The sequence below is a fragment of the Ruegeria sp. genome, assembly GCF_028066395.1.
Lineage (GTDB): Bacteria > Pseudomonadota > Alphaproteobacteria > Rhodobacterales > Rhodobacteraceae > Ruegeria.
The window spans coordinates 24671-48713 of the sequence record NZ_JALCBM010000013.1 but is presented as its reverse complement, the minus strand read 5'-3'; the positions used below and the strand labels follow the sequence as shown (position 1 = coordinate 48713).

28 protein-coding genes are annotated in these 24043 nt (G+C 61.6%); 19 read left to right on the top strand and 9 right to left on the bottom strand.

From position 1 onward, the window contains the following. Positions 1–196, bottom strand: a 196-nt coding sequence (locus tag MPJ51_RS06455) for an FAD-dependent oxidoreductase (protein WP_298383464.1), incomplete at its 3' end; no start/stop codon positions are given. 118 nt (positions 197–314) lie between these two features. Then, positions 315–1100, bottom strand: coding sequence for a ribose-5-phosphate isomerase RpiA (gene rpiA, locus MPJ51_RS06450; RefSeq protein ID WP_298383462.1), 786 nt, complete (start codon positions 1098–1100; stop codon positions 315–317). A 179-nt stretch (positions 1101–1279) separates the two neighbouring features. Between rpiA and MPJ51_RS06445 the strand changes: the two genes are divergently transcribed. From MPJ51_RS06445 to MPJ51_RS06430, 4 genes are read left to right on the top strand one after another with little or no spacing between them, the layout of a single operon-like run. Beyond that, positions 1280–1981: a glutathione S-transferase family protein gene (locus MPJ51_RS06445; RefSeq protein WP_298383459.1), complete on the top strand. Its 702-nt coding sequence runs from the start codon at positions 1280–1282 to the stop codon at positions 1979–1981. Between the two features lies 1 nt (position 1982). Further along, on the top strand, positions 1983–3356 hold the full coding sequence (locus MPJ51_RS06440; RefSeq protein WP_298383456.1) for an L-serine ammonia-lyase: 1374 nt from the start codon (positions 1983–1985) through the stop codon (positions 3354–3356). A gap of 31 nt (positions 3357–3387) precedes the next feature. Beyond that, complete coding sequence (locus tag MPJ51_RS06435; protein WP_298383452.1) at positions 3388–3804, top strand: GFA family protein; 417 nt, start codon at positions 3388–3390, stop codon at positions 3802–3804. Between the two features lie 48 nt (positions 3805–3852). Further along, positions 3853–4767, top strand: a complete 915-nt coding sequence (locus MPJ51_RS06430; RefSeq protein ID WP_298383449.1) for a DMT family transporter — start codon at positions 3853–3855, stop codon at positions 4765–4767. Here MPJ51_RS06430 and MPJ51_RS06425 read toward each other — a convergent pair. Further along, positions 4712–5407 carry a thiamine diphosphokinase gene (locus MPJ51_RS06425; RefSeq protein ID WP_298383446.1) on the bottom strand — a complete coding sequence of 232 codons (696 nt, stop codon included), beginning with the start codon at positions 5405–5407 and terminating at the stop codon, positions 4712–4714. The two genes, MPJ51_RS06430 and MPJ51_RS06425, sit on opposite strands and share 56 nt — an antisense overlap. A gap of 132 nt (positions 5408–5539) precedes the next feature. Between MPJ51_RS06425 and MPJ51_RS06420 the strand changes: the two genes are divergently transcribed. Beyond that, positions 5540–7213 (top strand): hypothetical protein, encoded by a 1674-nt coding sequence (locus MPJ51_RS06420; protein WP_298383443.1) that lies wholly within the window; start codon positions 5540–5542, stop codon positions 7211–7213. 403 nt (positions 7214–7616) lie between these two features. On the opposite strand, the gene MPJ51_RS06415 is transcribed toward MPJ51_RS06420, so the two are convergent. The 5 genes from MPJ51_RS06415 to nthA form a co-directional block, all read right to left on the bottom strand. After that, positions 7617–7853, bottom strand: a complete 237-nt coding sequence (locus MPJ51_RS06415) for a DUF2842 domain-containing protein (RefSeq protein ID WP_298383438.1) — start codon at positions 7851–7853, stop codon at positions 7617–7619. Then, on the bottom strand, positions 7853–9148 hold the full coding sequence (locus MPJ51_RS06410) for an adenylosuccinate synthase (RefSeq protein WP_298383435.1): 1296 nt from the start codon (positions 9146–9148) through the stop codon (positions 7853–7855). Before MPJ51_RS06410 ends, MPJ51_RS06415 begins: the two co-directional genes overlap by 1 nt. A gap of 215 nt (positions 9149–9363) precedes the next feature. Beyond that, on the bottom strand, positions 9364–9699 hold the full coding sequence (locus MPJ51_RS06405; RefSeq protein WP_298383432.1) for a nitrile hydratase accessory protein: 336 nt from the start codon (positions 9697–9699) through the stop codon (positions 9364–9366). Next, positions 9696–10373, bottom strand: coding sequence for a nitrile hydratase subunit beta (nthB, locus tag MPJ51_RS06400; RefSeq protein ID WP_298383430.1), 678 nt, complete (start codon positions 10371–10373; stop codon positions 9696–9698). The genes MPJ51_RS06405 and nthB overlap by 4 nt, the downstream gene beginning before the upstream one ends. After that, positions 10370–10984 (bottom strand): nitrile hydratase subunit alpha, encoded by a 615-nt coding sequence (nthA, locus tag MPJ51_RS06395; RefSeq protein ID WP_298383428.1) that lies wholly within the window; start codon positions 10982–10984, stop codon positions 10370–10372. Before nthA ends, nthB begins: the two co-directional genes overlap by 4 nt. Before the next feature lie 151 nt (positions 10985–11135). Between nthA and secG the strand changes: the two genes are divergently transcribed. From secG to MPJ51_RS06340, 11 genes are all read left to right on the top strand, one after another. Next, positions 11136–11501, top strand: coding sequence for a preprotein translocase subunit SecG (secG, locus tag MPJ51_RS06390; RefSeq protein WP_298383426.1), 366 nt, complete (start codon positions 11136–11138; stop codon positions 11499–11501). A gap of 159 nt (positions 11502–11660) precedes the next feature. Beyond that, positions 11661–13304, top strand: coding sequence for a CTP synthase (locus MPJ51_RS06385; RefSeq protein ID WP_298383424.1), 1644 nt, complete (start codon positions 11661–11663; stop codon positions 13302–13304). Between the two features lie 103 nt (positions 13305–13407). Next, positions 13408–14178, top strand: a complete 771-nt coding sequence (locus MPJ51_RS06380) for an isocitrate lyase/phosphoenolpyruvate mutase family protein (protein ID WP_298383420.1) — start codon at positions 13408–13410, stop codon at positions 14176–14178. A gap of 60 nt (positions 14179–14238) precedes the next feature. Next, entirely contained in the window at positions 14239–14532 is a 294-nt protein-coding gene (locus MPJ51_RS06375) for a DUF1330 domain-containing protein (protein ID WP_298383418.1), read from the top strand. A gap of 42 nt (positions 14533–14574) precedes the next feature. Further along, on the top strand, positions 14575–15024 hold the full coding sequence (locus tag MPJ51_RS06370) for a TerB family tellurite resistance protein (RefSeq protein ID WP_298383415.1): 450 nt from the start codon (positions 14575–14577) through the stop codon (positions 15022–15024). 20 nt (positions 15025–15044) lie between these two features. Next, the gene (locus MPJ51_RS06365) at positions 15045–15482 is read left to right on the top strand and encodes a TerB family tellurite resistance protein (protein ID WP_298383519.1); all 438 of its coding nucleotides are present in this window, start codon (positions 15045–15047) and stop codon (positions 15480–15482) included. Further along, entirely contained in the window at positions 15479–16231 is a 753-nt protein-coding gene (locus MPJ51_RS06360; RefSeq protein WP_298383412.1) for a PhnD/SsuA/transferrin family substrate-binding protein, read from the top strand. Before MPJ51_RS06365 ends, MPJ51_RS06360 begins: the two co-directional genes overlap by 4 nt. A gap of 132 nt (positions 16232–16363) precedes the next feature. Beyond that, positions 16364–17140 carry an amino acid ABC transporter ATP-binding protein gene (locus MPJ51_RS06355; RefSeq protein WP_298383409.1) on the top strand — a complete coding sequence of 259 codons (777 nt, stop codon included), beginning with the start codon at positions 16364–16366 and terminating at the stop codon, positions 17138–17140. A gap of 31 nt (positions 17141–17171) precedes the next feature. After that, a complete protein-coding gene (locus MPJ51_RS06350; protein WP_298383406.1) occupies positions 17172–17885 on the top strand; it encodes a transporter substrate-binding domain-containing protein in 714 nt (237 codons plus the stop codon). Between the two features lie 71 nt (positions 17886–17956). After that, entirely contained in the window at positions 17957–18844 is an 888-nt protein-coding gene (locus MPJ51_RS06345; protein WP_298383516.1) for an ABC transporter permease subunit, read from the top strand. After that, positions 18841–19647: an ABC transporter permease subunit gene (locus MPJ51_RS06340; protein WP_298383403.1), complete on the top strand. Its 807-nt coding sequence runs from the start codon at positions 18841–18843 to the stop codon at positions 19645–19647. The genes MPJ51_RS06345 and MPJ51_RS06340 overlap by 4 nt, the downstream gene beginning before the upstream one ends. Before the next feature lie 4 nt (positions 19648–19651). Here the strand turns inward: MPJ51_RS06340 and MPJ51_RS06335 are convergent, their stop codons facing one another. After that, positions 19652–20461 carry a M90 family metallopeptidase gene (locus tag MPJ51_RS06335; protein ID WP_298383400.1) on the bottom strand — a complete coding sequence of 270 codons (810 nt, stop codon included), beginning with the start codon at positions 20459–20461 and terminating at the stop codon, positions 19652–19654. A gap of 161 nt (positions 20462–20622) precedes the next feature. On the opposite strand from MPJ51_RS06335, the gene MPJ51_RS06330 reads away from it, so the two are divergent. Genes MPJ51_RS06330 through MPJ51_RS06320 form a run of 3 tightly spaced genes read left to right on the top strand, consistent with a single transcriptional unit; the run spans position 20623 to position 24041 of the window. Further along, the gene (locus tag MPJ51_RS06330) at positions 20623–21942 is read left to right on the top strand and encodes a glutamine synthetase family protein (protein ID WP_298383397.1); all 1320 of its coding nucleotides are present in this window, start codon (positions 20623–20625) and stop codon (positions 21940–21942) included. A gap of 60 nt (positions 21943–22002) precedes the next feature. Then, positions 22003–22683, top strand: a complete 681-nt coding sequence (locus tag MPJ51_RS06325; protein ID WP_298383394.1) for a type 1 glutamine amidotransferase — start codon at positions 22003–22005, stop codon at positions 22681–22683. Further along, positions 22683–24041 (top strand): glutamine synthetase family protein, encoded by a 1359-nt coding sequence (locus tag MPJ51_RS06320; RefSeq protein ID WP_298383390.1) that lies wholly within the window; start codon positions 22683–22685, stop codon positions 24039–24041. The genes MPJ51_RS06325 and MPJ51_RS06320 overlap by 1 nt, the downstream gene beginning before the upstream one ends. Positions 24042–24043 lie beyond the last annotated feature (2 nt).

Here is a 24043-nt window from a genome sequence, read left to right as displayed (position 1 = left end):
CGCCGACCATGCCCGAGAACTCGCTGGCGAACACCATCAGCTTTTTCGGCACGCAGCCCCGGATCACGCAGGTCCCGCCATAGCGATCCTCTTCCGCCAACGCCACCTTGGCCCCGTTCTCACCCGCCGCCACACGTGCCGCACGGACCCCGCCCGAGCCTCCGCCGATGACGAACAGATCATAGTCAAAGCTCATGCTGGGTTCCTTTGTTCAGCGTATCGAAATTTTATGGGTATCTGGGCGCAATACGCCGCTTGCCAACCCCTTTGGACCAAAAAACCGGGTTTTGCCGATGCTTGCACCGGCATTGTCCTTAGTCCGTCAGGTCCGAAAACAGGTTCTCACCATTTTCACCCGGTTGGTCAGTTTCCACCGTGCCATCGTTCAGGTCGCGCAGTTCCACCCGCCCGTCGCCATGGCCGATGACGACCTTGTCGCAGATGTCGATGAACAAACCGTTCTCGACCACGCCGGGAATCTGATTGAGAACCAGCGCCAGTTGCCGGGCGTTGCCGATGCGTTTCAGGTGCAGATCAAGGATATGATTGCTTTCATCGGTGACACGCGGCACTTCGCCGTTCATCCGCAAGGTGACCGAGGTGCCCAGCACGTCCAGCGTATCCAGCGCCTCTTCGATCAGGGTGCGGGTGGTTTGCCAGCCAAACGGGATCACCTCGACCGGCAGCGGGAAGGCACCCAGGGTTTCGACCTCTTTGCCAGCATCGGCGATCACGATCATCTGGTCGCTGGCCGTCGCCACGATCTTTTCCTGCAACAGGGCCGCGCCGCCACCCTTGATCAGGTTGAATTCACCATCAAACTCATCCGCACCGTCAATGGTCAGGTCCAGCCAGCCCGCCTGATCCAGCGAGACGACCTCAATCCCCACCTCACGCGCCAGCTGCGCCGTCGCGGTCGAGGTTGGAACACCTTTGATCCGCAACCCGTCATCGCGGACCCGTTCCCCCAGACGGCGCACCATCCATGCGGCGGTCGAGCCGGTGCCCAACCCAACACGCATCCCGTCCTGCACAAATTCAGCCGCGCGACGGGCGGCAACGTATTTGGCGGTTTCGATGGGTGACATTTCTTCGGTCACGGCGGCCTCCCCCTCAAATTCTTGAGGGGGTTATACGGAATGCCCCGATGAACTGCGAGGGGCAAATCGCCCCGTCTCTTGGTTAAAGCGCTGAAAACATGTCGCTGAAATGCGCGTTTCCGATTGGAAACGTCGCAATCAAGGCTTCGTTCACCCCCTTGGCCCCTTACATAGAGGCCATGGATTCGCCGTACCGCCTGCATTACGCCCCCGACAACGCCTCGCTGGTGATCCGGCTGGCGCTGGAAGAGATGGGCTTGCCTTTTGAAACCGTTCTGGTGGACCGCCGCCGGAACGAACAAAGTGGTGTGGCCTATCGGACGCTGAACCCGAACGGGCTGATCCCGGTGCTGGAAACGCCACAGGGCCCGATATTCGAGACCGCCGCCATCCTGCTATGGCTGGCCGATCGGCATGGGCAACTGGCGCCCGCTGCCGACAGCCCCGAGCGGGCGGCGTTCCTGAAATGGCTGTTCTTTGCCTCGAACACGTTGCACGCCGATCTGCGGCTGCTGTTCTACCCCGAGAAATACATCGACGCCGCGCAGGCCGAGACCTTGCGGGCCGGTATCCGACCCCGGCTGCGCCACCATCTGCAATTGCTGGAGACGGAGGCGAAGAATGCACCTGAATGGCTGTCGCCCGATCAGCCCTCGGTCCTGACCTGGTATCTGGCCTGCATGATGCGCTGGATGGCGGTCTATCCACAGCAATCCGATCGCAGTTGGTTCCAACTGGCTGACACGCCCCATCTGCAAGACATCCTGATGCGGCTGGAATCCCGCTCGGCCACACGCGCCGCCGCCCTCGCCGAAGGTCTGGGGGCCACGCCGTTCACATCCCCTTCTCCCGCCAACCCTCCAGAAGGCTCAGCTATCTGACATGTTCCTCTCTGTCTTCGATATGTTCAAAGTGGGCATCGGCCCGTCCTCGTCACATACCATGGGGCCGATGGTCGCCGCCGCACGGTTTCTGGACCTGATGCGCGCCTCGCCCTTCGAATTCGCGGGGTTGCGCGGGTCGCTGCATGGCTCGCTGGCCTTCACCGGCGTCGGCCACGCCACCGACCGGGCCACCATCCTGGGGCTGGCCGGATTCGTGCCCGACACCTATGACAATGAAAAGGCCGAGGCCGCGCTGGCCGCGATTGCCGAGACCCATACCGTCACGCCCGAGGGTCTGCCCACGTTGCAATTCGACCCCAAGGCCGACCTGATCTTTGACTTTGACAACAACCTGCCCGGCCATGCCAACGGGATGATCCTGATGGCCACCGACGCGCAGGGCGATGTGATCCTGCGACAGGTCTATTACTCGATCGGCGGCGGCTTCGTCCTGACCGAAGAGGAACTGGCCGAGGGCAAAGCCACGGACGAAGGCGCGCCGGTGCCCTTCCCCTTCAAATCCGCCGCCGAGATGCTGGAGATGGCCAAAGCCAGCGGCAAATCCATCGCCGCCATGAAGCGCGACAATGAAATCTCGCGCGGTTGTGCCGACAGTTTCGCCAAGGGCTCGGCCCGGCTGTGGCAGGTGATGAACGACTGTATCGAACGCGGCCTGTCCACTGACGGCATCCTGCCCGGCGGCCTGAGCGTGCGCCGCCGCGCCAAGGGCATCCATGATGCGCTGATCGCCGAGCGCGGCATGAACCTGAACGCGCCGCATACGATCAACGACTGGATGAGCGTCTATGCCATGGCGGTAAACGAAGAAAACGCCGCCGGAGGGCAGGTTGTCACCGCCCCCACCAACGGCGCGGCAGGCGTGCTGCCTGCAGTGCTGCGCTATTACCTCGACCACGTGCCCGGCGCGTCTGAGAGCCATGTCGAGGATTTCCTGCTGACCGCCGCCGCCATCGGCGGGCTGGTCAAGTTCAACGCCTCGATCTCGGGCGCCGAGGCGGGCTGTCAGGCCGAGGTCGGCAGTGCGGCGGCCATGGCCGCAGCGGGCCTTTGCGCGGTGATGGGCGGCACGCCGGAACAGGTGGAAAACGCAGCGGAGATTGCGCTGGAACACCATCTGGGCATGACCTGCGACCCGGTAGCCGGGCTGGTGCAGGTGCCCTGCATCGAACGCAACGGGCTGGGCGCGATCAAGGCGGTCTCGGCGGCCTCGCTGGCCTTGCGCGGCGACGGGCAGCATTTCGTGCCGCTGGATGCGGTGATCGAAACCATGCGCCAGACCGGGCATGATATGCACGAGAAATACAAGGAAACCTCGCTGGGCGGATTGGCGGTAAACGTGCCCAACTGCTGACCCCGGCGGGCGACAGAAAGGAAGGTGGCGGATGAAAGGTCGTTGTTTCTGCGGTGCGGTCGGGTTCGAGGTCGATCCCCCGGTCCTGTCCTGCGTCACCTGCCATTGCGAAAGTTGCCGACGGCAATGTTCCGCCCCGATGGTGGCCTATTTCGGCATACGCGACGGGAAATGGCGCTGGACGGGGGACGAGCCGCGCATATTCAACTCCTCCCCCGGGGTCGAGCGCAGTTTCTGCCCCACCTGCGGCACGCCGATGTCCTTCCGCTCGACCGCGATGTCGGATGTGATGCACCTGTATGTGGCCGCGCTGGAGGACCCCGAGGCGTTGCAGCCCACATTGCATGTGGCATATGAGGAAAAGCTGAGCTGGCTGAAACTGGACGATGGCCTGCCCTGCTGCATCGGGCCGGATTATACAAAGTACCAACCTTTGCCCGACGCCTGACCGGACGGTCCCTTTCCACCGCTGCCACAACAGTCTAGCGTCGCGCGCATGACACAGGACCGACCCGTTCTTGGCATCCTTCTGATGCTTGGCTTTTGCATCCTCGCCCCGCTGGGCGATGCGATGGCAAAACTGCTGGGTGAGACCCTGCCGCTGGGCGTTCTGGTAACAGTCCGATTCGCGGTGCAGAGCGTCATCCTGATCCCGCTGATTGCCCTGACCGGCCGCGCCTGGCGGATGCAGGGGCGCGTGCTGCGACTGACCGTGGCGCGCACGGGGCTGCATATCGTCGGCATCACCGCGATGTTCAGCGCGCTGCAATACCTGCCGTTGGCCGATGCGGTGGCGATTGCCTTCGTGATGCCCTTCATCATGCTGCTGCTGGGCAAATACGTGCTGGGTGAACAGGTCGGCCCGCGTCGCGTGATCGCCTGCATCGTGGGCTTCACCGGAACGCTGCTGGTGATCCAGCCCAGCTTTGCACAGGTCGGCCTGCCCGCCCTGCTGCCCCTGATCGTGGCCGTGGTCTTTGCCCTGTTCATGCTGGTCACCCGCCAGATTGCCAAGGAAACCGACCCGGTTGGTCTGCAAGCCGTCTCTGGCGTGATGGCAACCGCGTTTTTGCTGCCCCTGCTGATCTTTGGATCACAGACCGGGGTTACGGAACTGGCGCTTGTTATTCCTCCGGCAGAGGGTCTGTGGCTGCTGCTGGGCATCGGCATTCTGGGCACCGTGGCGCATCTGCTGATGACCTGGTCGCTGCGCTATGCGCCCTCGGCCACGCTGGCACCGATGCAATATCTGGAAATCCCCGTGGCCACGCTGATCGGCTGGCTGATCTTCCGCGATCTGCCCAATGGCATTGCCGCGCTGGGGATCGTCATCACCATGGCCGCCGGTCTCTATGTCATTCTGCACGAGCGGGCCAACGCCCGGTCCGGCCCGACAGAAACGCCCGTATGACCGGATCAAGTGCTGCGCGCGGGGCCATGACCAGCAGACCCGGCCCATCCACCTGCAATTCAACCTCTGACACCGCACGGTTCGATGTCCCGACCCGCCCGTCCGGGGCCAGTTCCAACCCGTCGATGGGCCATTCCAGGCCCTTGCTGCGCCCGGTCACGGGGCTGAGCGGAAACAATGACACGGTCTGTCCCGCCTCGACCGAAAAGGCGATCTGCGGCGGGGCGTGAAAGATCACCTCATGCGCGCCCAGCAGCACGCAGGGCCGATCCTGCAAACGGACCAAGGCGTTGAGCACCGCCAGTTGATGATCCAGCCGCGCCCCCAGAAACCCGACCCCGATGACCAGCGGCGCCGCGATATGGCGCAGGGCCTTGTCGAAATCGGTACTGTCCTGTTCGCGAACCGGAAACAACCGTTCAGCCGGAATGCGCGCGCGATATCCCGGTGCAAGCGAGTCGAAATCGCCGATCACCGCCTCGGGCATATGCCCCGAATCGATCAGCGCCGCCGCACCGCCATCCGCGGCCACAACGCGATTCACACGGCGCAGCACCAGATTCGTGTCCTCATCCCCGATATAACCACCGCCAAACAGCGCGATTGGCTCCTCAGCCTCTACAATCGGCCCTTTTTTCATAAGATTGACCATTTTTCCCGGTTTTGGACATATTGAGACCACAAAATGATAGACTCATGGACACAGTTGCGAGTCGATGCCGAGTGACAAGTTCGGTTTTCGGCCTGGTAGTTTGTAAAGGACGTGCGTCTGATGGTACAGAACAACAAGGTATTGACCGTTTCCTACGGGACCTTTTCCTGCACTTTGGAAGGCTTTGACGATTCATTCGAAACGATGAAAGCCATTGCCGAATATTTCCGTGATCTGGCGGCAGATGATCGGTATTTCGGCTCTGAACCGCCGCAGCCGGATGCTGAAATGCTGACCCGCATCGCCCAGCGCGATATCGCACGCAAGGTCGAAGCCAGCCAGAGCGACAGCGGCCTGCTGCTGCGCGCCACGGATGACGCACCTTCGGTCGCCGCAGCCCCTGTGGCCAGCGCCCCCGTACAAACACCGCCCCCTGCCCCCGCAGCACAACCCGCGCCGGTTCAGACCCCGGCCCCGGAAGGCGCTGCCGACAGTATCGCGGCCAAGCTGCAACGCATCCGCGCCGTCGTGTCCCATTCCAACGAAAGCGGCACCCAATATGGCGAGGATGTGGATACCGGTTACATCGAACCGGCCAAAGCCCCGGTTGACGCCATCTCAGCCGCCTTCGCCGCCGGTGCGCTAAGCCCCGAAGACCTGAGCGAGGAAGAACCGCAGGCCGAGCCGGTTGCCCCCCCTCAGGCCGAAGCCCCCGAACCGGAAGCGGTCCACGAAGAGGTCACCGCCTTTGAGCCCGAGATCGAGGCCGAGCCTGCCCATATCGAACCGGTCGAACTGGACGAGGATGCGGTGACCATCGAGTCCGCCTTTGAACAGGACGCCGATACGCTGGACGAAATCCTGGCCCTGACCGGGGATCACGCGATCGCACCGGAAGAGTCGCAGGACGATCAGCCCGAGATCACCTCGGACGATGTTCTGTTCACCGACGAGGAAGAGGTCGGGTCCGATGTTGATGACATTCTGAACCTTCTCGACGAAGACGATGAGGCTCCGACTGAAACGCCTTTCGAAGAGCCCGCGCAAAACGTGCTGAGCGCCGAGGACGAGGCCGATCTTCTGGAAGAAATCTCTCTGGTCGAGGCTGAACTGACCAGCCGCACGGAAAGTGCAGAGCCGGACGATAGTGATCTGGATCAGGACGTCTCGCGCCTGATGGACGAGGCTGACGCCCATATGGACGACCCCGAGGCCAGCGATCAGCGCGAAACCTATTCGCATCTGCGCACCGCCGTGGCCGCCGCCGAGGCGGAAAAGGCAGCCCATGCGGATGGCCCTGCAGAGGATGCCGAATATCGCGGCGATCTGGCCTCGGTCGTCAGCCCCCGCCGACCCGAGGTCAACGTCACCTCGATGCGCCCCCGCGCCGACACGGCAGCCCCGCTGAAACTGGTGGCCGAACAACGCATCGACACCGACGAGACGGAAACCGGCCCAGTCACACCCCGCCGCATCCAGTCCGATCAGGACACTGCTCCAGAGGAAAGCGGCTTTGCCAACTTTGCGCAGGAACAGGGCGCGCAATCGCTGTCTGACCTGCTGGAGGCCGCAGCCTCCTACCTGTCCTTCATCGAAGGCCAGGAACAATTCTCGCGCCCGCAGTTGATGAACAAGGTGCGCTCCCTGAAACAGGATGAGTTCAACCGCGAAGAAAGCCTGCGCTCCTTCGGTCAGTTGCTGCGTGACGGCAAGATCGAAAAGGCTGGTGGCGGTCGTTTCATCGCCTCAACCCAAATCGGCTTTCGCCCCGACGACAAGCGCGCAGCGGGCTGACACCTTAGGCATGACCTCTCCACGAGCCCGGACATTTTCCGGGCTCTATTTTGTGGATCAATCGCGAAGATGGACAGCAATCTGTTGAAGCAACACAACTCCAATCAAACACGGCGACGTAGCTTGGAGGCTTTCAATGCAAACGCCAATCCAATCGCTTACCTCGCGGTTGCAGGGGGCTCTGCCCCCGCCGCCCGTTCCGGGCGACTCCCCCGGGATATTTTGAGCCAGATGAACAGGGGATCCGAGCTTCATCTGGCCAAAAATATCCCCGCCGGAGGCATCGCGCGGCACGCGCGATTCAGTTTGGGCTGAATTTCGATTTTTTGTGCCTGACCCACCTAGGTTTCGACGGGCGACATTCCCCCGGTAGTTTAAATCATGTTCGCCTCTGAGCCAGAGGTTAAGATTGATCCGGGTCCTCTTTGCCGACACCACGAAAAACGAATTTGAACGGCAGTGCCCAGAGGATGCCCAAACCCACATAGACCAGAAGTTCCAGCCAGATCGGGGGACGATCCAGCCAGTTCAACACGGTCACGACAGCAACAATGTACACGGGCAGCCCGATCAGAAGCAGCACCAGGGACCAGCGCCGCCGCTCCTTGTAGCTGAGGCCAGGTTTGTTCTGATCTGCCATCAGTCGGCAAACGGGTCGGTCACCAGAATGGTGTCTTCCCGCTCCGGGCTGGTGGACAGCAGCGCCACCGGACATTCGATCAGTTCCTCGACCCGACGCACATATTTGATGGCATTGGCAGGCAAGTCGGCCCAGCTGCGGGCGCCTTCGGTGGATTCGCTCCAACCCGGCATTTCTTCGTAAATCGGAGTGCAACGGGCCTGCTGATCGGCGGCTGTTGGCAGATAATCCAGACGCGCGCCGTCCAGATCATAGCCGACACAGATTTTCAGCGTCTCAAACCCGTCCAACACATCCAGTTTGGTCAGAGAGATACCATTGACGCCACTGGTGGCACATGTCTGGCGCACCAGACAGGCGTCGAACCAACCGCAGCGGCGTTTGCGTCCGGTTGTGGTGCCGAATTCATGCCCGCGTTCACCAAGGCGCTGGCCATCCGCATCCTCCAACTCGGTCGGGAACGGGCCCTCACCAACGCGGGTGGTATAGGCTTTGACGATACCCAGAACAAAATCGATCGAGCCCGGCCCGATGCCAACACCGGTCGCGGCCTGCCCTGCAATCACGTTGGACGAGGTCACAAAGGGATAAGTCCCAAAGTCGATATCCAGCAGCGCGCCCTGCGCACCCTCGAACAGGATACGTTTTCCAGCTTTGCGCTTTTCATTCAGCACTTTCCAGACTGGCGCGGCAAAGGGCAGAATCTCCGCCGCGATCTCTTTCAGTTGCGCAATCAGCGCGTCACGGTCAACCGGTTCTATGCCAAGACCTTTGCGCAGAGGATCATGGTGCTGCAACGCACGATCAACCCGCGCCTCCAGCGTGGCTTCATCCGCCAGATCGGCCACGCGGACCGAGCGGCGCCCGACCTTATCCTCATAGGCAGGACCGATACCCCGGCCCGTGGTTCCGATCTTAGTGCCCTTGCTGGCGACCTCTTCACGCGCGCGGTCCAGCTCTCCATGAATGGGCAGTATCAGCGGTGTGTTTTCGGCAATCATCAGTGTTTCGGGTGATATTTCAACACCTTGCGCGCGAATCGTCGCGATCTCTTTGATCAGATGCCAGGGGTCCAGAACAACGCCATTGCCGATGACACTCAGCTTGCCGCCCCGCACCACGCCCGACGGCAGCGCATGTAGTTTATAGACCTCGCCATCGATGACTAGCGTATGACCGGCGTTGTGCCCGCCTTGAAAACGTGCAATCACATCCGCCCGCTCGCTGAGCCAGTCGACGATCTTGCCTTTTCCTTCGTCACCCCACTGGGCGCCGACAACTACAACGTTGGCCATATCCGGTCCTTTTTGCGCTGAGTATTCAAACCCGGCTCATATAGCGGGGCCTGCGGGACAGGGAAACCGGTATTTCGCCGCAGTCTGGATCGCGCGTGCCGCGCGATGCCTCCGGCGGGGATATTTTTGGCCAGATGAAGCTCGGATCCCCTGTTCATCTGGCTCAAAATATCCCGGGGGAGTCGCCCGGAACGGGCGGCGGGGGCAGAGCCCCCTTACCCGTGCGCCAATTGCACCGGTTGACCATGGGGTGTCGTTAGATAGGCGTCCTCCCAAGCCTGATGCAGGGACTGCACGTCATCCGGCAGGGCCGTGCCCTGTTCCGCCAGAAGTGCCTCCAGCGTCTCCAACCAGGCGTGAAAATAGTCATCGCCGCCATCCAGATCGCGGTTCAGGCCATGGCGTTTCAGGGTGTCGGAAAACCGCGTGGCCCAGTCAGGCCAATCGAAGCGGCCAGCTTCGTTCAACGCAACGGTAACTGCAAAGACCTGCGCGTGCCAGGGTTCGGCAAAGACCGGCTCGGGCGCGGAATGTGGGGCGCAGTCGCTCATGCCGGTTCCAGATAGGATTGCCAGAGATCCAGTACGACCTCATCGTCCGGATGTTCGGGGTCGGCCCAGAGTTCAGAGGCTGGGAAAGCCACTGCGTACAGGGGCTCGGGCGCCTCGCCCAGACCATGCGCGTTCGAATCCGGCAAGACGTGGGTGCCGTGGATCAGGACGATGCGGCCTTTGGCCCCGGCGGCATAGATCGGTAGCCGGGTGTGGCCGCCATCCGCCAATCGGTTGGCCGCAGGGCGCGCGGTTCGGACCGGTTGCCCTATTTCGAATTTTATCGCGACATTCGAAGGCCGGTCGGCAGGGCCGCCTTTGGACAGGGCCGCCGCGACATTGTTGGCTTTCAATGCGTGCGCAGCCAGAGGGTGATCCGCATCATTCCCCGCGCCACGCAAGTCATCCAGCGTCAGCACGCCGTTTTCGACCAGCAGATCAGCCAGCCCGGCCAGCCATTTCTCATAGTAGGAAAACCGTGCGTAATCCTTGGGCGACAAGCGCTCGCGCGCGTGGCGGGACACGTCGATGTTCCATTGCCCCAGAAACCCCGAAGCCAGAGTGACCGCCAGTGCCCTTGCGTGCCAGTCCTCGGCAAAGATCGGATCATCCTCGGATTCGGGGTTGATCGCGCCGTCACCGAAGCGCCCGCCCATGTCATGTACGCGGGTCATGCGGGCACCTTGGGCAGGCCGGTGCCGATCATGCTGTCGCGGGTCACCAGCGCGGCCAGTTCCTCCTCGCCCAGCCCTTCCGTTCCTTCCGGACGCATGGGCAGCACGAGATAGCGGATTTCAGCCGTCGAATCCCAGACCCGGACCGAGGTTTCCTGCGGCAGGGTCACGCCGAATTCGGCCAGCACCTTGCGCGGCTCGCGCACGGCGCGGGCGCGGTAGGCGTCGGATTTGTACCAGCCGGGTGGAATGCCCAGCAAAGGCCACGGGTAGCAACTGCACAAGGTGCAGACGACCATATTGTGCTGCTCGGGCGTGTTTTCGACGACGACCATATGCTCGCCCTGTCGGCCATAATACCCAAGGTCAGCGACAACCGGCGTGGCGTTCTTCATCAGTGCCGCCTTGAAGCCCGGATCGGACCAGGCCTTGGCAACAACGCGCGCGCCGTTCTGGGGGCCGATCCTGTTTTGATAGGTGTCGATGATCTCATCCAGCGCCGCCGGGTCGATCAGCCCCTTGCGGGTCAGAATCGTCTCAAGCGCTTTGACGCGCAGCGCGGGTTCAGGCGGCAACAGGGCGTGCGGGTGGTCGTGATCGTCATGTGGCATGGCCCGCAGCCTGCGCCACCATCCGCCCACCTGTCCAGTCCCTTTGCCGTGATGAGGCACATCACAGGTGTTGATACCAACTCCTCCCTTGCCCCCGATGGCAAACTTGCATAAGTACCTCGCGATACACGCCACGCCGTACAGGAACACCATGGAAAACGTCGTTCTCATCATCCACCTTCTTTTGGCTCTGGGCCTGATTGCCGTTGTTCTGATGCAGCGGTCCGAAGGCGGTGGCCTGGGTATGGGTGGTGGCGGCGGTGGCGCCATGACCGGCCGCGCAGCAGCAACCGCGCTGGGCAAGGTCACGTGGATTCTGGCCGCGTGTTTCATCGTCACCTCGATCACGCTGACCATTCTGGCGGCGCAGAAATCCTCGGGCAGCTCGGTGATCGACCGTCTGGGCGTTCCGGCCCCGGCCTCGACCGACAGCAGCACACCAGCGCTGCCATCAGCGGATGACCTTTTGCCGCCCACACAGGGTGACAACGCACCGTTGATCCCGCAGGCCGACTGATCCACTAAACCTAGAAAGACAGAAGAGAACTGCAACAGCATCTTGCGGTTCTCTTGCGCTATGGGCGCGAATCCTTTATATGTGAAGTCCCGTGATGCAGCGGTTTTTTCGAACCGCCGGGCAGCTGATTTTGACGTCTCACGGGGGCAGCCGAACAACATGGCGCGATTTATCTTCATCACCGGTGGTGTGGTTTCATCCTTGGGCAAAGGACTGGCTTCGGCGGCGTTGGGATCGCTGTTGCAGGCCCGGGGATACTCGGTGCGTTTGCGCAAGCTGGACCCTTATCTGAACGTCGATCCCGGCACCATGTCGCCGTTTGAACATGGCGAGGTGTTCGTCACCGATGACGGCGCCGAGACCGATCTGGACCTTGGCCATTACGAACGCTTCACCGGGGTGGCGGCGCGCAAGACCGACTCGGTCAGTTCGGGGCGCATCTATTCCAACGTGCTCGAAAAAGAGCGTCGCGGCGACTACCTGGGCAAGACCATTCAGGTGATCCCGCACGTCACCAACGAGATCAAGGATTTCATCGCCATCGGCGAGGATGAGGTCGATTTCATGCTCTGCGAAATCGGCGGCACCGTCGGCGATATCGAGGGCCTGCCCTTCTTCGAGGCCATCCGCCAGTTCAGTCAGGACAAGCCGCGCGGTCAATGCCTGTTCATGCACCTGACGCTGCTGCCCTACATCAAGGCATCCGGTGAGTTGAAAACCAAGCCGACCCAGCACTCGGTGAAAGAGCTGCGCTCGATCGGTCTGGCCCCCGACATTCTGGTCTGCCGCTCCGAAGGCCCGATCCCGGCCAAGGAACGCGAGAAGCTGGCGCTGTTCTGTAACGTGCGCCCCGACAGCGTGATCGCGGCGCAGGACCTTTCGACCATCTATGATGCCCCGCTCGCCTATCACCGTGAGGGGCTGGATCAGGCGGTTCTGGATGCGTTCCAGATCAGCCCTGCCCCCAAGCCCGATCTGGCCAAATGGGAAGACGTCAGCGACCGCATTCACAATGCCGAGGGCGAGGTTAAGGTCGCCATCGTCGGCAAATACACCCAGCTGGAAGACGCCTATAAGTCGATTGCCGAGGCTCTGACCCATGGCGGCATGGCCAACCGCGTCAAGGTCAAGATCGAGTGGGTCGATGCCGAGGTGTTCGATACCGAGGACGCCGCCCCCTATCTGGAAGGCTATCACGCGATCCTCGTCCCCGGCGGGTTTGGCGAGCGCGGGACCGAGGGCAAGATCAAAGCGGCGCAATATGCGCGCGAACATAAAGTGCCCTATCTGGGTATTTGTTTGGGCATGCAGATGGCGGTGATCGAGGCCGCCCGCAACGCGGCAGGCATCACCGAGGCCGGTTCCGAGGAATTCGATCACGAGGCCGGGAAAAAGCGTTTTGAACCGGTTGTTTATCACCTCAAGGAATGGGTGCAGGGCAACCACAAGGTTGAACGCAAGGTGGGCGATGACAAGGGCGGCACCATGCGTCTGGGCGCATATAACGCTGTGCTGGCCGACGGCTCGAAAGTGGCCGAGGTTTATGGCAGCACCCAGATCGAAGAACGCCACCGTCACCGCTATGAGGTTGATATCAAGTATCGCGACAAGCTGGAGAAAGCGGGCCTGAAATTCTCGGGCATGTCGCCGGACGGGCGTTTGCCCGAAATCGTCGAATGGTCGGATCACCCGTGGTTCATCGGCGTTCAGTACCACCCGGAACTGAAATCCAAACCCTTCGACCCGCATCCGCTGTTCCGCGAATTCGTGCGCGCGGCGAAAGACACCTCGCGTCTGGTCTAAATCGCTGTAATTCACCTCAATTTGAGGGGCGTTTCGTATTTTTCTGTTCGAAACGCCCGGAAGCAGGTTTAACTGTCGGCAACACACCGACAGGAGACCGGCCATGACTGATCAGAACACCCACGCGGAAACATTTACCGCCCTGCACAAGAAGGGTGACCCGGTCATCCTGTACAATATCTGGGATGCAGGCAGCGCTGCCGCCGTGCGCGATGCTGGGGCCAAGGCGATTGCCACTGGTAGTGCTCCGGTCGCGATGGCGCAGGGGTTTGGCGACGGGCAGAACATCCCCTTCGAGATGGCGCTGGACAATGCCCGCCGCATCGTCGCGGCGGTCGATCTGCCGGTCAGCCTGGACCTTGAGGGTGCCTATGCCGAGGATGTCGCAGGCATCGCCGCCAACGTCCAGCGCGCGCTGGATACCGGCGTGATCGGTTTCAACTTCGAAGACCAGATCGTTGGAACCAAAGAGCTTTACGACACAGAAACGCAGGCCGCCCGCGTCGCGGCGGTACGCGAAGGCAGTGACGCGGCAGGGATCAACGCCTTCATCAACGCACGCACCGATATCTTCCTGAAGGCCGCGCCGGACACCCACAACGATGCGATGCTGGACGACGCCATCGCCCGCGCCAAAGCCTATGAAGAGGCAGGCGCCAGCGGGTTCTTTGCCCCCGGTCTGAAAGACGAAGCCCTGATCGCCCGCCTGTGTGAGGCCACCGATCTGCCGGTCAACATCATCGCCCTGCCCGGCACGCCGGATACGCCAACACTGGCGAAGCTCGGCGTGGCGCGCATCAGCTATGGCCCGGTACCCTATAAACAGATGTTGGCCTGGCTGCAGGACAATGCAAGCAAGGCATTGCAGGCTTAGGGGATTGCAATTTCGCGGGTTCCTCCGCACTCTGCCGATAAACCGCAGGAGGAGGACCCCGTGGCCAAAGGATATTGGGTAGCCCATGTCGATGTGGACGACATCGAGACATACAAGAACTACATCGCCGCCAATGCCGCTCCGTTCGCCGAATATGGCGCCCGGTTTCTGGTGCGCGGCGGTGACCGGACCACCGTCGAAGGTCAGGCCCGCGCCCGCACCGTGGTGATCGAGTTTCCAAGCTATGAACAAGCGTTGGCCTGTTATGAAAGCGAAGGCTATCAACAGGCCAAAGCGGTGCGCGATCCGGTTTCAACCGGGGATTTAGTGATTATTCAGGGCTATGACGGGTAGTCCCCGCTTGGCGGCCCGCAAAATACGGAATAATCTGACCTCATGTTAAAGAAGTTTTTTCAGGCGCTTCGTCCGCCTCAGCACACTGCCTTGCCCGATCCTGATGCCGAACTGGCCTTGGGGGCATTGATGGTGCGCGTGGCGCAGGCGGATCGGGACTACAAGCTGGAAGAGATCAGCCTGATCGACCGCATCCTGGCGCGGCTTTATCAGCACAACGCGATCGAGGCCGCCAAGGTCCGCGCGACCTGTGAGAAGCTGCATGCCGCAGCCCCCGAAACCGACACGTTCGGCAAGCTGATCCGCGAGACCACCGACCTGCAGGAACGGCTGGCCGCGCTAGACGCCCTGTGGGAGGTGGTTCTGGCCGATGGCGTATCCGATGAGGGTGAGATCAAGATCGTGGAAGAAGCTCGCGCAGCTATGGGGCTCAGCTATAATGACAGTCAGGCGGCGCGCGAACGGGTGCAAAGCCGCTTGGAAGCCAGCTAGGCAGCGTCTATATCTTGCCCATGTTCAAGGATTTCCTGTCCCGGCTGACCCAGCCGCAGCCCGACCCGCTTGTCGAAGATGACGCCCGCCTGGCCCTGACCGCCCTGCTGGTGCGAATCGCGCGATCCGACAACGATTATGCCGACACCGAGATGGCCCGGATCGACCGCGTCTCGGCCGAACGCTATGGCCTGTCACCGTTTGAGGCCGCCGCCCTGCGCGCCCGCGCCGAGGATCTGGAGGCCGAAGCCCCCGACACCGTCCGCTTTACCCGCGCCATCAAAGAGGCCGTCGCCTATGACGACCGTCTGGCGGTGGTGCAGGCGATGTGGTCCGTGGCGCTGGCCGATGGGCAACGCAGTGGTGAAGAGGATTCGCTGCTGCGCCTTGTCGTCAGCCTGTTGGGTGTCAGCGATGTGGATTCGGCCTTGGCACGGCAAAAGGCTGCCAAATCGTGACTGCAATGCTGGGCATGTATGACATGCCCGCCCTGCACGCCGCCAATGACGCCTTCTGGTCGCTGATTCGCAAACATCTGGGATATGGCCCCGCGCAACTGACCCGCGACGGGGATTTCTGGGACATCTGGCAGGACCCCGCGCTGATCTTTGCCCAGACCTGCGGCATGCCCTATCGCACCCGCCTGCATGGCAAGGTGCAACTGGTCGGAACCCCCGATTACGGCCTGCCGGGATGTCCTGCGGGGCACTATTGCTCGGTCTTTGTGGCGCGGCGAGACGACCCGCGCGATCTGGATCAACTGGCGCAGGGCATATTTGCCTATAATGAGGCGCTGTCGCAATCCGGTTGGGCCGCACCCATTGTGCATCTTGACGCGCTGGACCGGATGCCAAAGGCGCTGCGGGCCACTGGTGGGCACGCGCTGTCGGCACAGGCTGTTGCCGATGCGCGCGCGGATTTCGCCGCTCTGGATGCGCTGACATGGGAATTGCTGCAAACCCATACCGATCTGGGCGAGCCTCTGCGCAGCGTTGCGACCACCACCCCGACCCCGACGCTGCCTTACATCACCGCCATGGGGCAGGACGCACAAGCCATCGCCCGCGCCGTGCGTGCCGCGATTGACGAGCTGAACCCGGCCGACCGCGCCGCCCTGCATCTGCGGGGGCTGATCGACATCCCACAGGCGCAATATATGGCCGTTCCCACGCCACCTCCGCCCGAGGCCACCCTGCATATTTCCTGATCGTTTTGGCCAATACATCTGATCATTTCGAACGTTTCCCATAGGGAAACTGTCATTTGCGCATTGCATTGGCCGGTTTTTTCAGCCCTATTACCGGACCAACAATACTCTGCAAGAACACCTGGAATACCCGTGACAAACACCGCACCTGTTATCGAGATCAAGAACCTGCACAAAAGCTTCGGCCATCTTGAGGTGCTGAAAGGGGTCGACATCACCGCCCATCGCGGTGACGTGGTGTCGCTGATCGGGTCCTCCGGGTCGGGCAAATCCACCTTGCTGCGCTGCTGCAACTTGCTGGAAGACAGCCAGCAGGGCGAGATCCTGTTCAAGGGCGAACCGGTGCGCTGGAGTGGCAACCATGATGCCCGCCGCCCCGCCGACCCCAAGCAGGTGCTACGCATCCGCACCAACCTGTCGATGGTGTTCCAGCAGTTCAACCTTTGGGCCCATCTGACCATCCTGCAAAACGTGATGGAGGCCCCTGTGACCGTTCTGGGCCGCGACAAGGCCGAGGTCGAGGCAAGCGCCCGCAAATATCTGGAAAAGGTCGGCATCGGCGACAAATGCGATGTCTACCCGGCGCAGTTGTCAGGCGGCCAGCAACAGCGCGCCGCCATCGCGCGCGGCCTGTGCATGGAGCCCGAAGCGTTGCTGTTTGACGAGCCGACCTCGGCGCTGGACCCCGAACTGGAACAAGAGGTGATTAAGGTGATCAAAGATCTGGCCGCCGAAGGCCGCACCATGATCATCGTGACCCATGACATGAAAATGGCCGCCGATATCTCAAGCCACGTGGTGTTCCTGCATCAGGGCCTGATCGAGGAAGAAGGCACACCCGAAGATATTTTCACCGCCCCTGAATCCACACGGCTTCAGGGGTTTCTTTCCGCCACTCAGGCGGCATAACCAACGGACAGAACAAACAAGGGGAGCAACAATGAAAAACCTGATTCTGACCACAGCGGCACTGGCGCTGAGCGCGGGTATGGCAATGGCCGACACCGTGCGTCTGGGAACCGAAGGCGCCTATGCGCCGTGGAACTTCGTCAATGACGCGGGCGAGATTGATGGGTTCGAGCGTGAACTGGGCGATGAGCTGTGCAAACGCGCCAACCTGACCTGTGAATGGGTCAAGAATGACTGGGATTCGATCATCCCGAACCTGGTCTCGGGCAACTATGACGTCATCATGGCGGGCATGTCGATCACCGACGAGCGCGACGAGGTTATCGACTTTACCCAGAACTACACGCCGCCGGACCCGTCGGCCTATGCCGCGCTGTCGGATGATGTCGACCTCGAAGGCGGTGTGATCGTTGCCCAGACCGGCACCATTCAGGCCGCCTATATTGCCGAATCGGGCGCAACTCTGGTCGAGTTCGCCAGTTCGGAAGAAACCATCGCCGCCGTTCGCAATGGCGAAGCTGACGCGGTTCTGGCCGACAAATCCTTCCTGGCTCCGATCCTGGAAGAAGATGGCGACCTGCGCTTTATCGGCCCCAACGTACCGCTGGGCGGTGGCGTTGGCATCGGCGTCCGTGAATCCGACGGTGAGCTGAAAGAAAAGTTCAACACCGCCATTCAGTCGATGAAGGATGACGGCAGCCTGAACGCGCTGATCACCAAGTGGGAAGTGTCCTCGACCTTCTGATCCATCAAGGGGGACGCGCCTGAGATCCGGGCGCGTCTCCACCGCGCCTTTGCCATCCGAAGAGGCCCGCCATTTTCTCGTTCTGCTCTGACCCCGATACGCTGGGTACGATCCGCTGGTTTGCGTGTTACCTGACCAACGGCGTGCATTGGCTGTTTTATGCCTCGTTCCTGAAGGTGCTGTTTATCCTGGCGGTGACCGCCCCGGTTGCGCTGGGCTTTGGATTTGCCGGTGCCATGGCCGCACGGTCGCATATCCCGCCGCTCAGTTGGCTGGGCAAGGGCTATATCGCCATCGTGCGTGGCGTCCCGGACATTGCGTTTTTCATGTTCTTCGTCATCGCGCTGGATCAGGGGTTCGAATGGATACGTCACAAGGTTCTGTGCACGGATTGGGACCAACCGATCCGACAGGGCAATGATTTCATCGTCTGTCAGGCCGCCAAACTGCCTTTGAGCACATCGCCCGAATGGGTGCATGAAACCTATGGCTTTGCCTTGGCGATCATCACCTTTTCCATCGTTTTCGGCGCCTTTGCCGCCAATGTCTTGTTCGGCGGCATGCGCGCCGTGCCGCATGCGCAGCTGGAAACGGCCGCGGCCTATGGGATGAGCCGTCGCCAGACCTTCTGGCGCATCCTTGTGCCGCAAATGTGGGTCTATGCCCTGCCCGGCCTGTCGAACCTGTGGATGATCCTGATCAAGGCCACACCGCTGCTGTTTCTGCTGGGGGTCGAGGATATCGTCTACTGGGCGCGCGAACTGGGCGGCACCAAGACCTCGAAATTCACGCAATACCCGCATGGCGACTGGCGCATGTGGTATTTCCTGTTCCTGCTGATCTTCTATCTGGGCATGACCCGCATGTCCGAGATCGGGCTTGAGAAGCTGATGCGCCGCCTGTCCCACGGGCAGGCCACATCCGGCGGAGAGTTGCTGCGCAAGGAGACCACCGCATGAGCTGCCTGCAGACCATTCAGGATTACGCCCTGCGTTCCCTGGGCTTCGGCGAACGCCTGCTGCCCCGCAGCGACTTTACCTTATGCGAGCAATTCACCCTGATCGGCTCGGGCATGATCTGGAACGTCTATTTCGGCGTTCTGGCGCTGGCGACCGGGTTCCTGCTGGCCACGGCGCTGGCGGTGGGCAAGGCATCCCCCAACAAATGGCTGCGCAAACCGGCGGAATGGTTCATCTTTCTGTTCCGGGGCTCGCCGCTGTTCATCCAGTTCTTCTTTGCCTATTTCCTCTTCCTGTCGCTGAAGAAATCATACCCGATGTTCGACGCCTTCACCTCGGCCTGGTTGGGGGCGCTGATCGTGCTGTTCCTGAACACGGCCGCCTATTCCGGTGAGATCTTCTATGGCGCGCTGCGGTCTATCCCCAAAGGCGATATCGAGGCGGCGGATGCCTATGGCCTGTCCGGCTGGGCCCGGTTCCGGCGGATCGTCTGGCCGACAATGCTGCGGCTGGCCTGGCCCGCCTACACGAATGAGGCGATTTTTCTGTTCCACGCCACCACGCTGGTCTTCTTTTCGGCCTTCCCCGCGTGGCAGCAACGGGGCGATGCGCTGTATTACGCCAGCTATTTCGCCGACAAGACGTTCAACCCGTTCATCCCCTACCCGATTCTGGCCTTCTATTTCATCCTGCTGACACTTGTCGTCGTCGGGGGCTTCGGGCTGGTGAACAAGCGCCTGAACCGGCATTTGCCAGCAGAACGGAAAGCGAAAATGCGGTTCCGGGTCAATCTGGCGCGCTAACGCTTCAGGTCCAGCTGACCGGGTCCAGATGGAACAGCTTGCTTAACTGCGCATAAACCTCGGGCACCTCGTGTTTCAGGGCCCGGGGTCTTTCGAAAAAGACCTCGACCGAGACCGCAAAGAACTCCTCATGCCCGGTTGCGCCATAGGGGTCGATGACCGTGGGTTGCCCGTGTTCGACGGCGCGGACATGGGCCTCATAGGCGGTCAGAAAGGTGCGCTCCCATTCGGCAAAGCTTTGGCCTTCGCTCAGGATCGGAACGCCATTGGTGCCGCCGGACAAATCGTCGATCTGATGGGCGAATTCATGGATCACCACATTCTGCCCGTCCCGGTCATCCAGCGCGCCCTGCTGACTGTGGGCCCAGGACAGGATGACCGGCCCGCGATCCCAGCTTTCACCGGTGCGCACGATCTCTTTTTCGGTCACCACGAAACCGGAATGGCGCTGCTGTTTGGACTTGAACGCATTGGGATAGATCAGAACGGTCGTCAGGGTGTCATACCAAAGGTCGCTGTTGAGGATCAGCAGACAGGCTTGCGCGGCAATCGACAGCTCCATCTCTTCGGTGACCTCAAGCCCGTCGCATCCGTAAAAGCTGACCTGATTGAGGAACAGGTTCACCTTGCCATCCAGCTTGCCACGCAGCGCGGCGGGCAGGCGCCGGATGATGGGAACCTGCCGGTCGATGATATCGCGCTGATGCGCGGTCAGAGGGGTGGACAGCAACGCCGCCCGCGCCCGCCGTCTCGACCAATAGCGAAAGGCGAAAAAACCTGCGACCAGCAGAACAAAGGCAAGAAATGGTACCATCGGATCAGACTATACGGATCGCGCCGGGACGGACAATCACCCGTCAGGCATATACCGCCCTGCGGCCCGCTGTTTCGCATAGGATCACACAATTTGATCAAATTTGGTGACAAGCTGTCGAACCTTCTTTACATCTTGGCATCAAAACCGACGGAGCCCCCATGGACCTGAGCGCCCTGCACACCTTTCGCGTCGCCGCCTGTGATCTGAACGGCCAGATGCGCGGCAAGCGCGTGCCGCCAGATTATGCCAGCAAGCTGGACAAAGGCGCGGTGCGCCTGCCGTTCTCGGCGCTGAATGTCGATCTGTGGGGGGCCGATATCGATGGCAGCCCGCTGGTCTTTGAAAGCGGCGATGCCGACGGGGTCCTGCGCCCCACAGATCGCGGACCAGTGCCGATGCCCTGGCTGGAGACCACCACCGCACTGGTTCCGATGAGCCTTTATGACGACACTGGAACGCCCTTCTCAGGCGACCCCCGCCATGCGTTGTCGGCAGTGCTGGACCGTTATGCGCAACGCGGCTGGCAGGTGATCGCCGCAACCGAGCTGGAGTTCACGCTGCTGGACGCCTCGGGCCCGCAACCTCAGCCGCCGCTGCACCCCGCCACCGGGCGTCGCCTGCATGGCGAGGCGGTCCTGTCAGTGGCCGAGATGGATGCGTTCGATGCCTTCTTCACCGATCTCTATGACGGCTGCGCGGCAATGGGCATCCCCGCCCAGACCGCCATTTCCGAGGCCGGGATCGGCCAGTTCGAGATCAACCTGAACCACCAGAACGCCCTGCGCTGTGCCGATGATACATGGCTTTTCAAGGCGCTGACTCGGGGGCTGGCCCGCAAACACGGCTTTACCGCCACCTTCATGGCGAAACCTTATGCGCAGGATGCGGGCAACGGCATGCATGTGCATTTCTCGGTTCTGGATGCCGAGGGGCGCAATGTCTTTGACGATGGCGGGCCCGAGGGTACGGATACGCTGCGCTCTGCCGTGGCGGGGTGTCTGGCCGCGATGCCCGCCAGCTCGGTCATCTTTGCGCCGCATGGCAATTCGTATGACCGTCTGATCCCCGGCGCGCATGCGCCCACCGGGGCCAGCTGGGCCTATGAGAATCGCACGGCGGCGATCCGTATTCCCGGCGGCGCGCCCGTTGCGCGGCGGATCGAACATCGGGTGGCCGGAGGGGACATCAACCCCTATCTGATGCTGGCTGCCGTGCTGGGCGCTGCCATGATCGGGATTGAGGACGGGATGCAGCCACCCGCACCGATTACCGGCAACGCCTATGAGATCGAAGGCGTTCCGCAGCTTGCCCCCGACCTGCCCAAAGCCATCGCCGCATGGGACTCCGACCCGCTGATCGCCCGCATCTTTGCGCCTGATCTGATCCGCAATCTGGCCATGACCAAGCGGCAGGAAATCACGCGTTTCGCCGACCTGCCGCCCGAGGAACACTGGCTGAGTTACCTCGACACCGTTTGACCCCCTTGCCGGGAGTGTTTTGCGGCGCTACAGATTAATTTGATCAAATTATGGTGACCTATGAAAATCGGTATCCTTGTGACCGGCCATCCCCCGGACGCGCTGAAGGGCGAGTTCGATGAATATGACGTCATGTTCCGCGCGCTTCTGGACGGAAACGGTTTTGACTATGAAACCTTTGCCGTTGTCGACAACCAGTTCCCTGCGGACGCGGATCAGGCCGATGGCTGGATCATCACCGGATCACGCCACGGCGCGTATGAGGATCACGCGTGGATTCCCCCGCTTGAGGATCTGATCCGCGCCATCCGCGACAAGGGCGCGCCGCTGATTGGCGTGTGTTTCGGCCATCAGATCATCGCGCAGGCTCTGGGCGGCACGGTCGAAAAATTCACCGGCGGCTGGGCGGTTGGCCGTACCGATTACGACCTTGACGGTGACACGGTCACGCTGAACGCCTGGCATCAGGATCAGGTCACCCGCCTGCCCGAAGGTGCACGCGTTCTGGGCCGCAACGATTTTTGCGAAAACGCCATGGTCGCCTATGGTGACACGATCTGGACCGTGCAGGCGCACCCGGAATATGGCGATGATTTCATCACCGGCCTGATCCACACACGCGGCAAGGGCGTGGTGCCGGACGATCTGCTGCAAGACGCCCTGCGCCGCAGCAACACGCGGGATGACAGCCCCGCCATCGCGCGCCACATGGCCGCGTTCCTGAAGAAAGCGAGGGCCTGATGGCCGATTGGAAAGACAACCTGCCGCAAGCGGCAAACAGCTATATCGAAGGGCAGCGCCTGGATGAGGTCGAATGCATCATCTCTGACCTGCCCGGCATTGCGCGTGGCAAGGCCGTTCCGGCCTCGAAATTCGCGCGGCAATCCTATTTTCATCTGCCTGACAGCATCTTTTACCAGACCATCACCGGTGACTGGGGCGAGGCCGCAGGCGATGACGGGTTCATCGAAAAGGACATGATCCTGAAACCCGATTTCTCGACCGCCTCGGCCGCGCCCTGGACTGGCGACTGGACGTTGCAGGTGATCCATGATGCCTATGACCGTGACGACAACCCGATCCCGTTCAGCCCGCGCAATGTGCTGAAACGGGTGGTGCAGCTCTATCACGACAAAGGCTGGAAGCCGGTCGTTGCGCCTGAGATGGAGTTCTTTCTGGTCGCCCCAAACGTGGACCCGGCGCAGGGGATCAAGCCGATGATGGGCCGCTCGGGCCGTCCGGCGGCGGCGCGGCAGGCCTATTCGATGACGGCGGTAGACGAATTCGGCCCGGTGATCGACGACATCTATGATTTCGCCGAACATCAGGGGTTCGAGATCGACGGCATCACTCAGGAAGGCGGCGCCGGTCAGCTGGAAATCAACCTGCGTCACGGCAACCCGGTGAAGCTGGCGGACGAAGTGTTCTACTTCAAGCGCCTGATCCGCGAGGCCGCCCTGCGCCACAACTGCTTTGCCACCTTCATGGCGAAACCGATCGCGGATGAGCCGGGCTCGGCCATGCATATCCATCACTCGATCACCGACCTTGAAACCGGTCAGAACATCTTTTCCGGCCCGCAAGGGGGTGAGACGGACGCGTTCTACAACTTCATCGCCGGGTTGCAGAACCACTTGCCCGCCGGTCTGGCGGTGATGGCGCCTTATGTGAATTCCTACCGGCGCTATGTCAAAGATCACGCCGCTCCGATCAATCTGGAATGGGCGCGCGACAACCGTACCACCGGCATCCGCGTGCCCCTGTCCGGCCCCGACAGCCGCCGGGTGGAAAACCGCATCGCCGGGATGGATTGCAACCCTTACTTGGGCATCGCGGTCTCGCTGGCCTGCGGTTATCTGGGCCTGATCAATCAGGAACGCCCCCGCCGCCAGTTCTATGGCGATGCCTATGATGGCGACGGCGATATCCCGCAGGTCATGGGCGAGGCGCTGGACCTGTTCGACCAGGCCGAAGCCCTGCACGAGGTTCTGGGCCCCGATTTCGCCCGCGTCTACAGCATCGTCAAACGGGCCGAATATGAGGAGTTCCTGCAAGTGATCTCTCCGTGGGAGCGGGAGCATCTACTGCTGAACGTCTGACC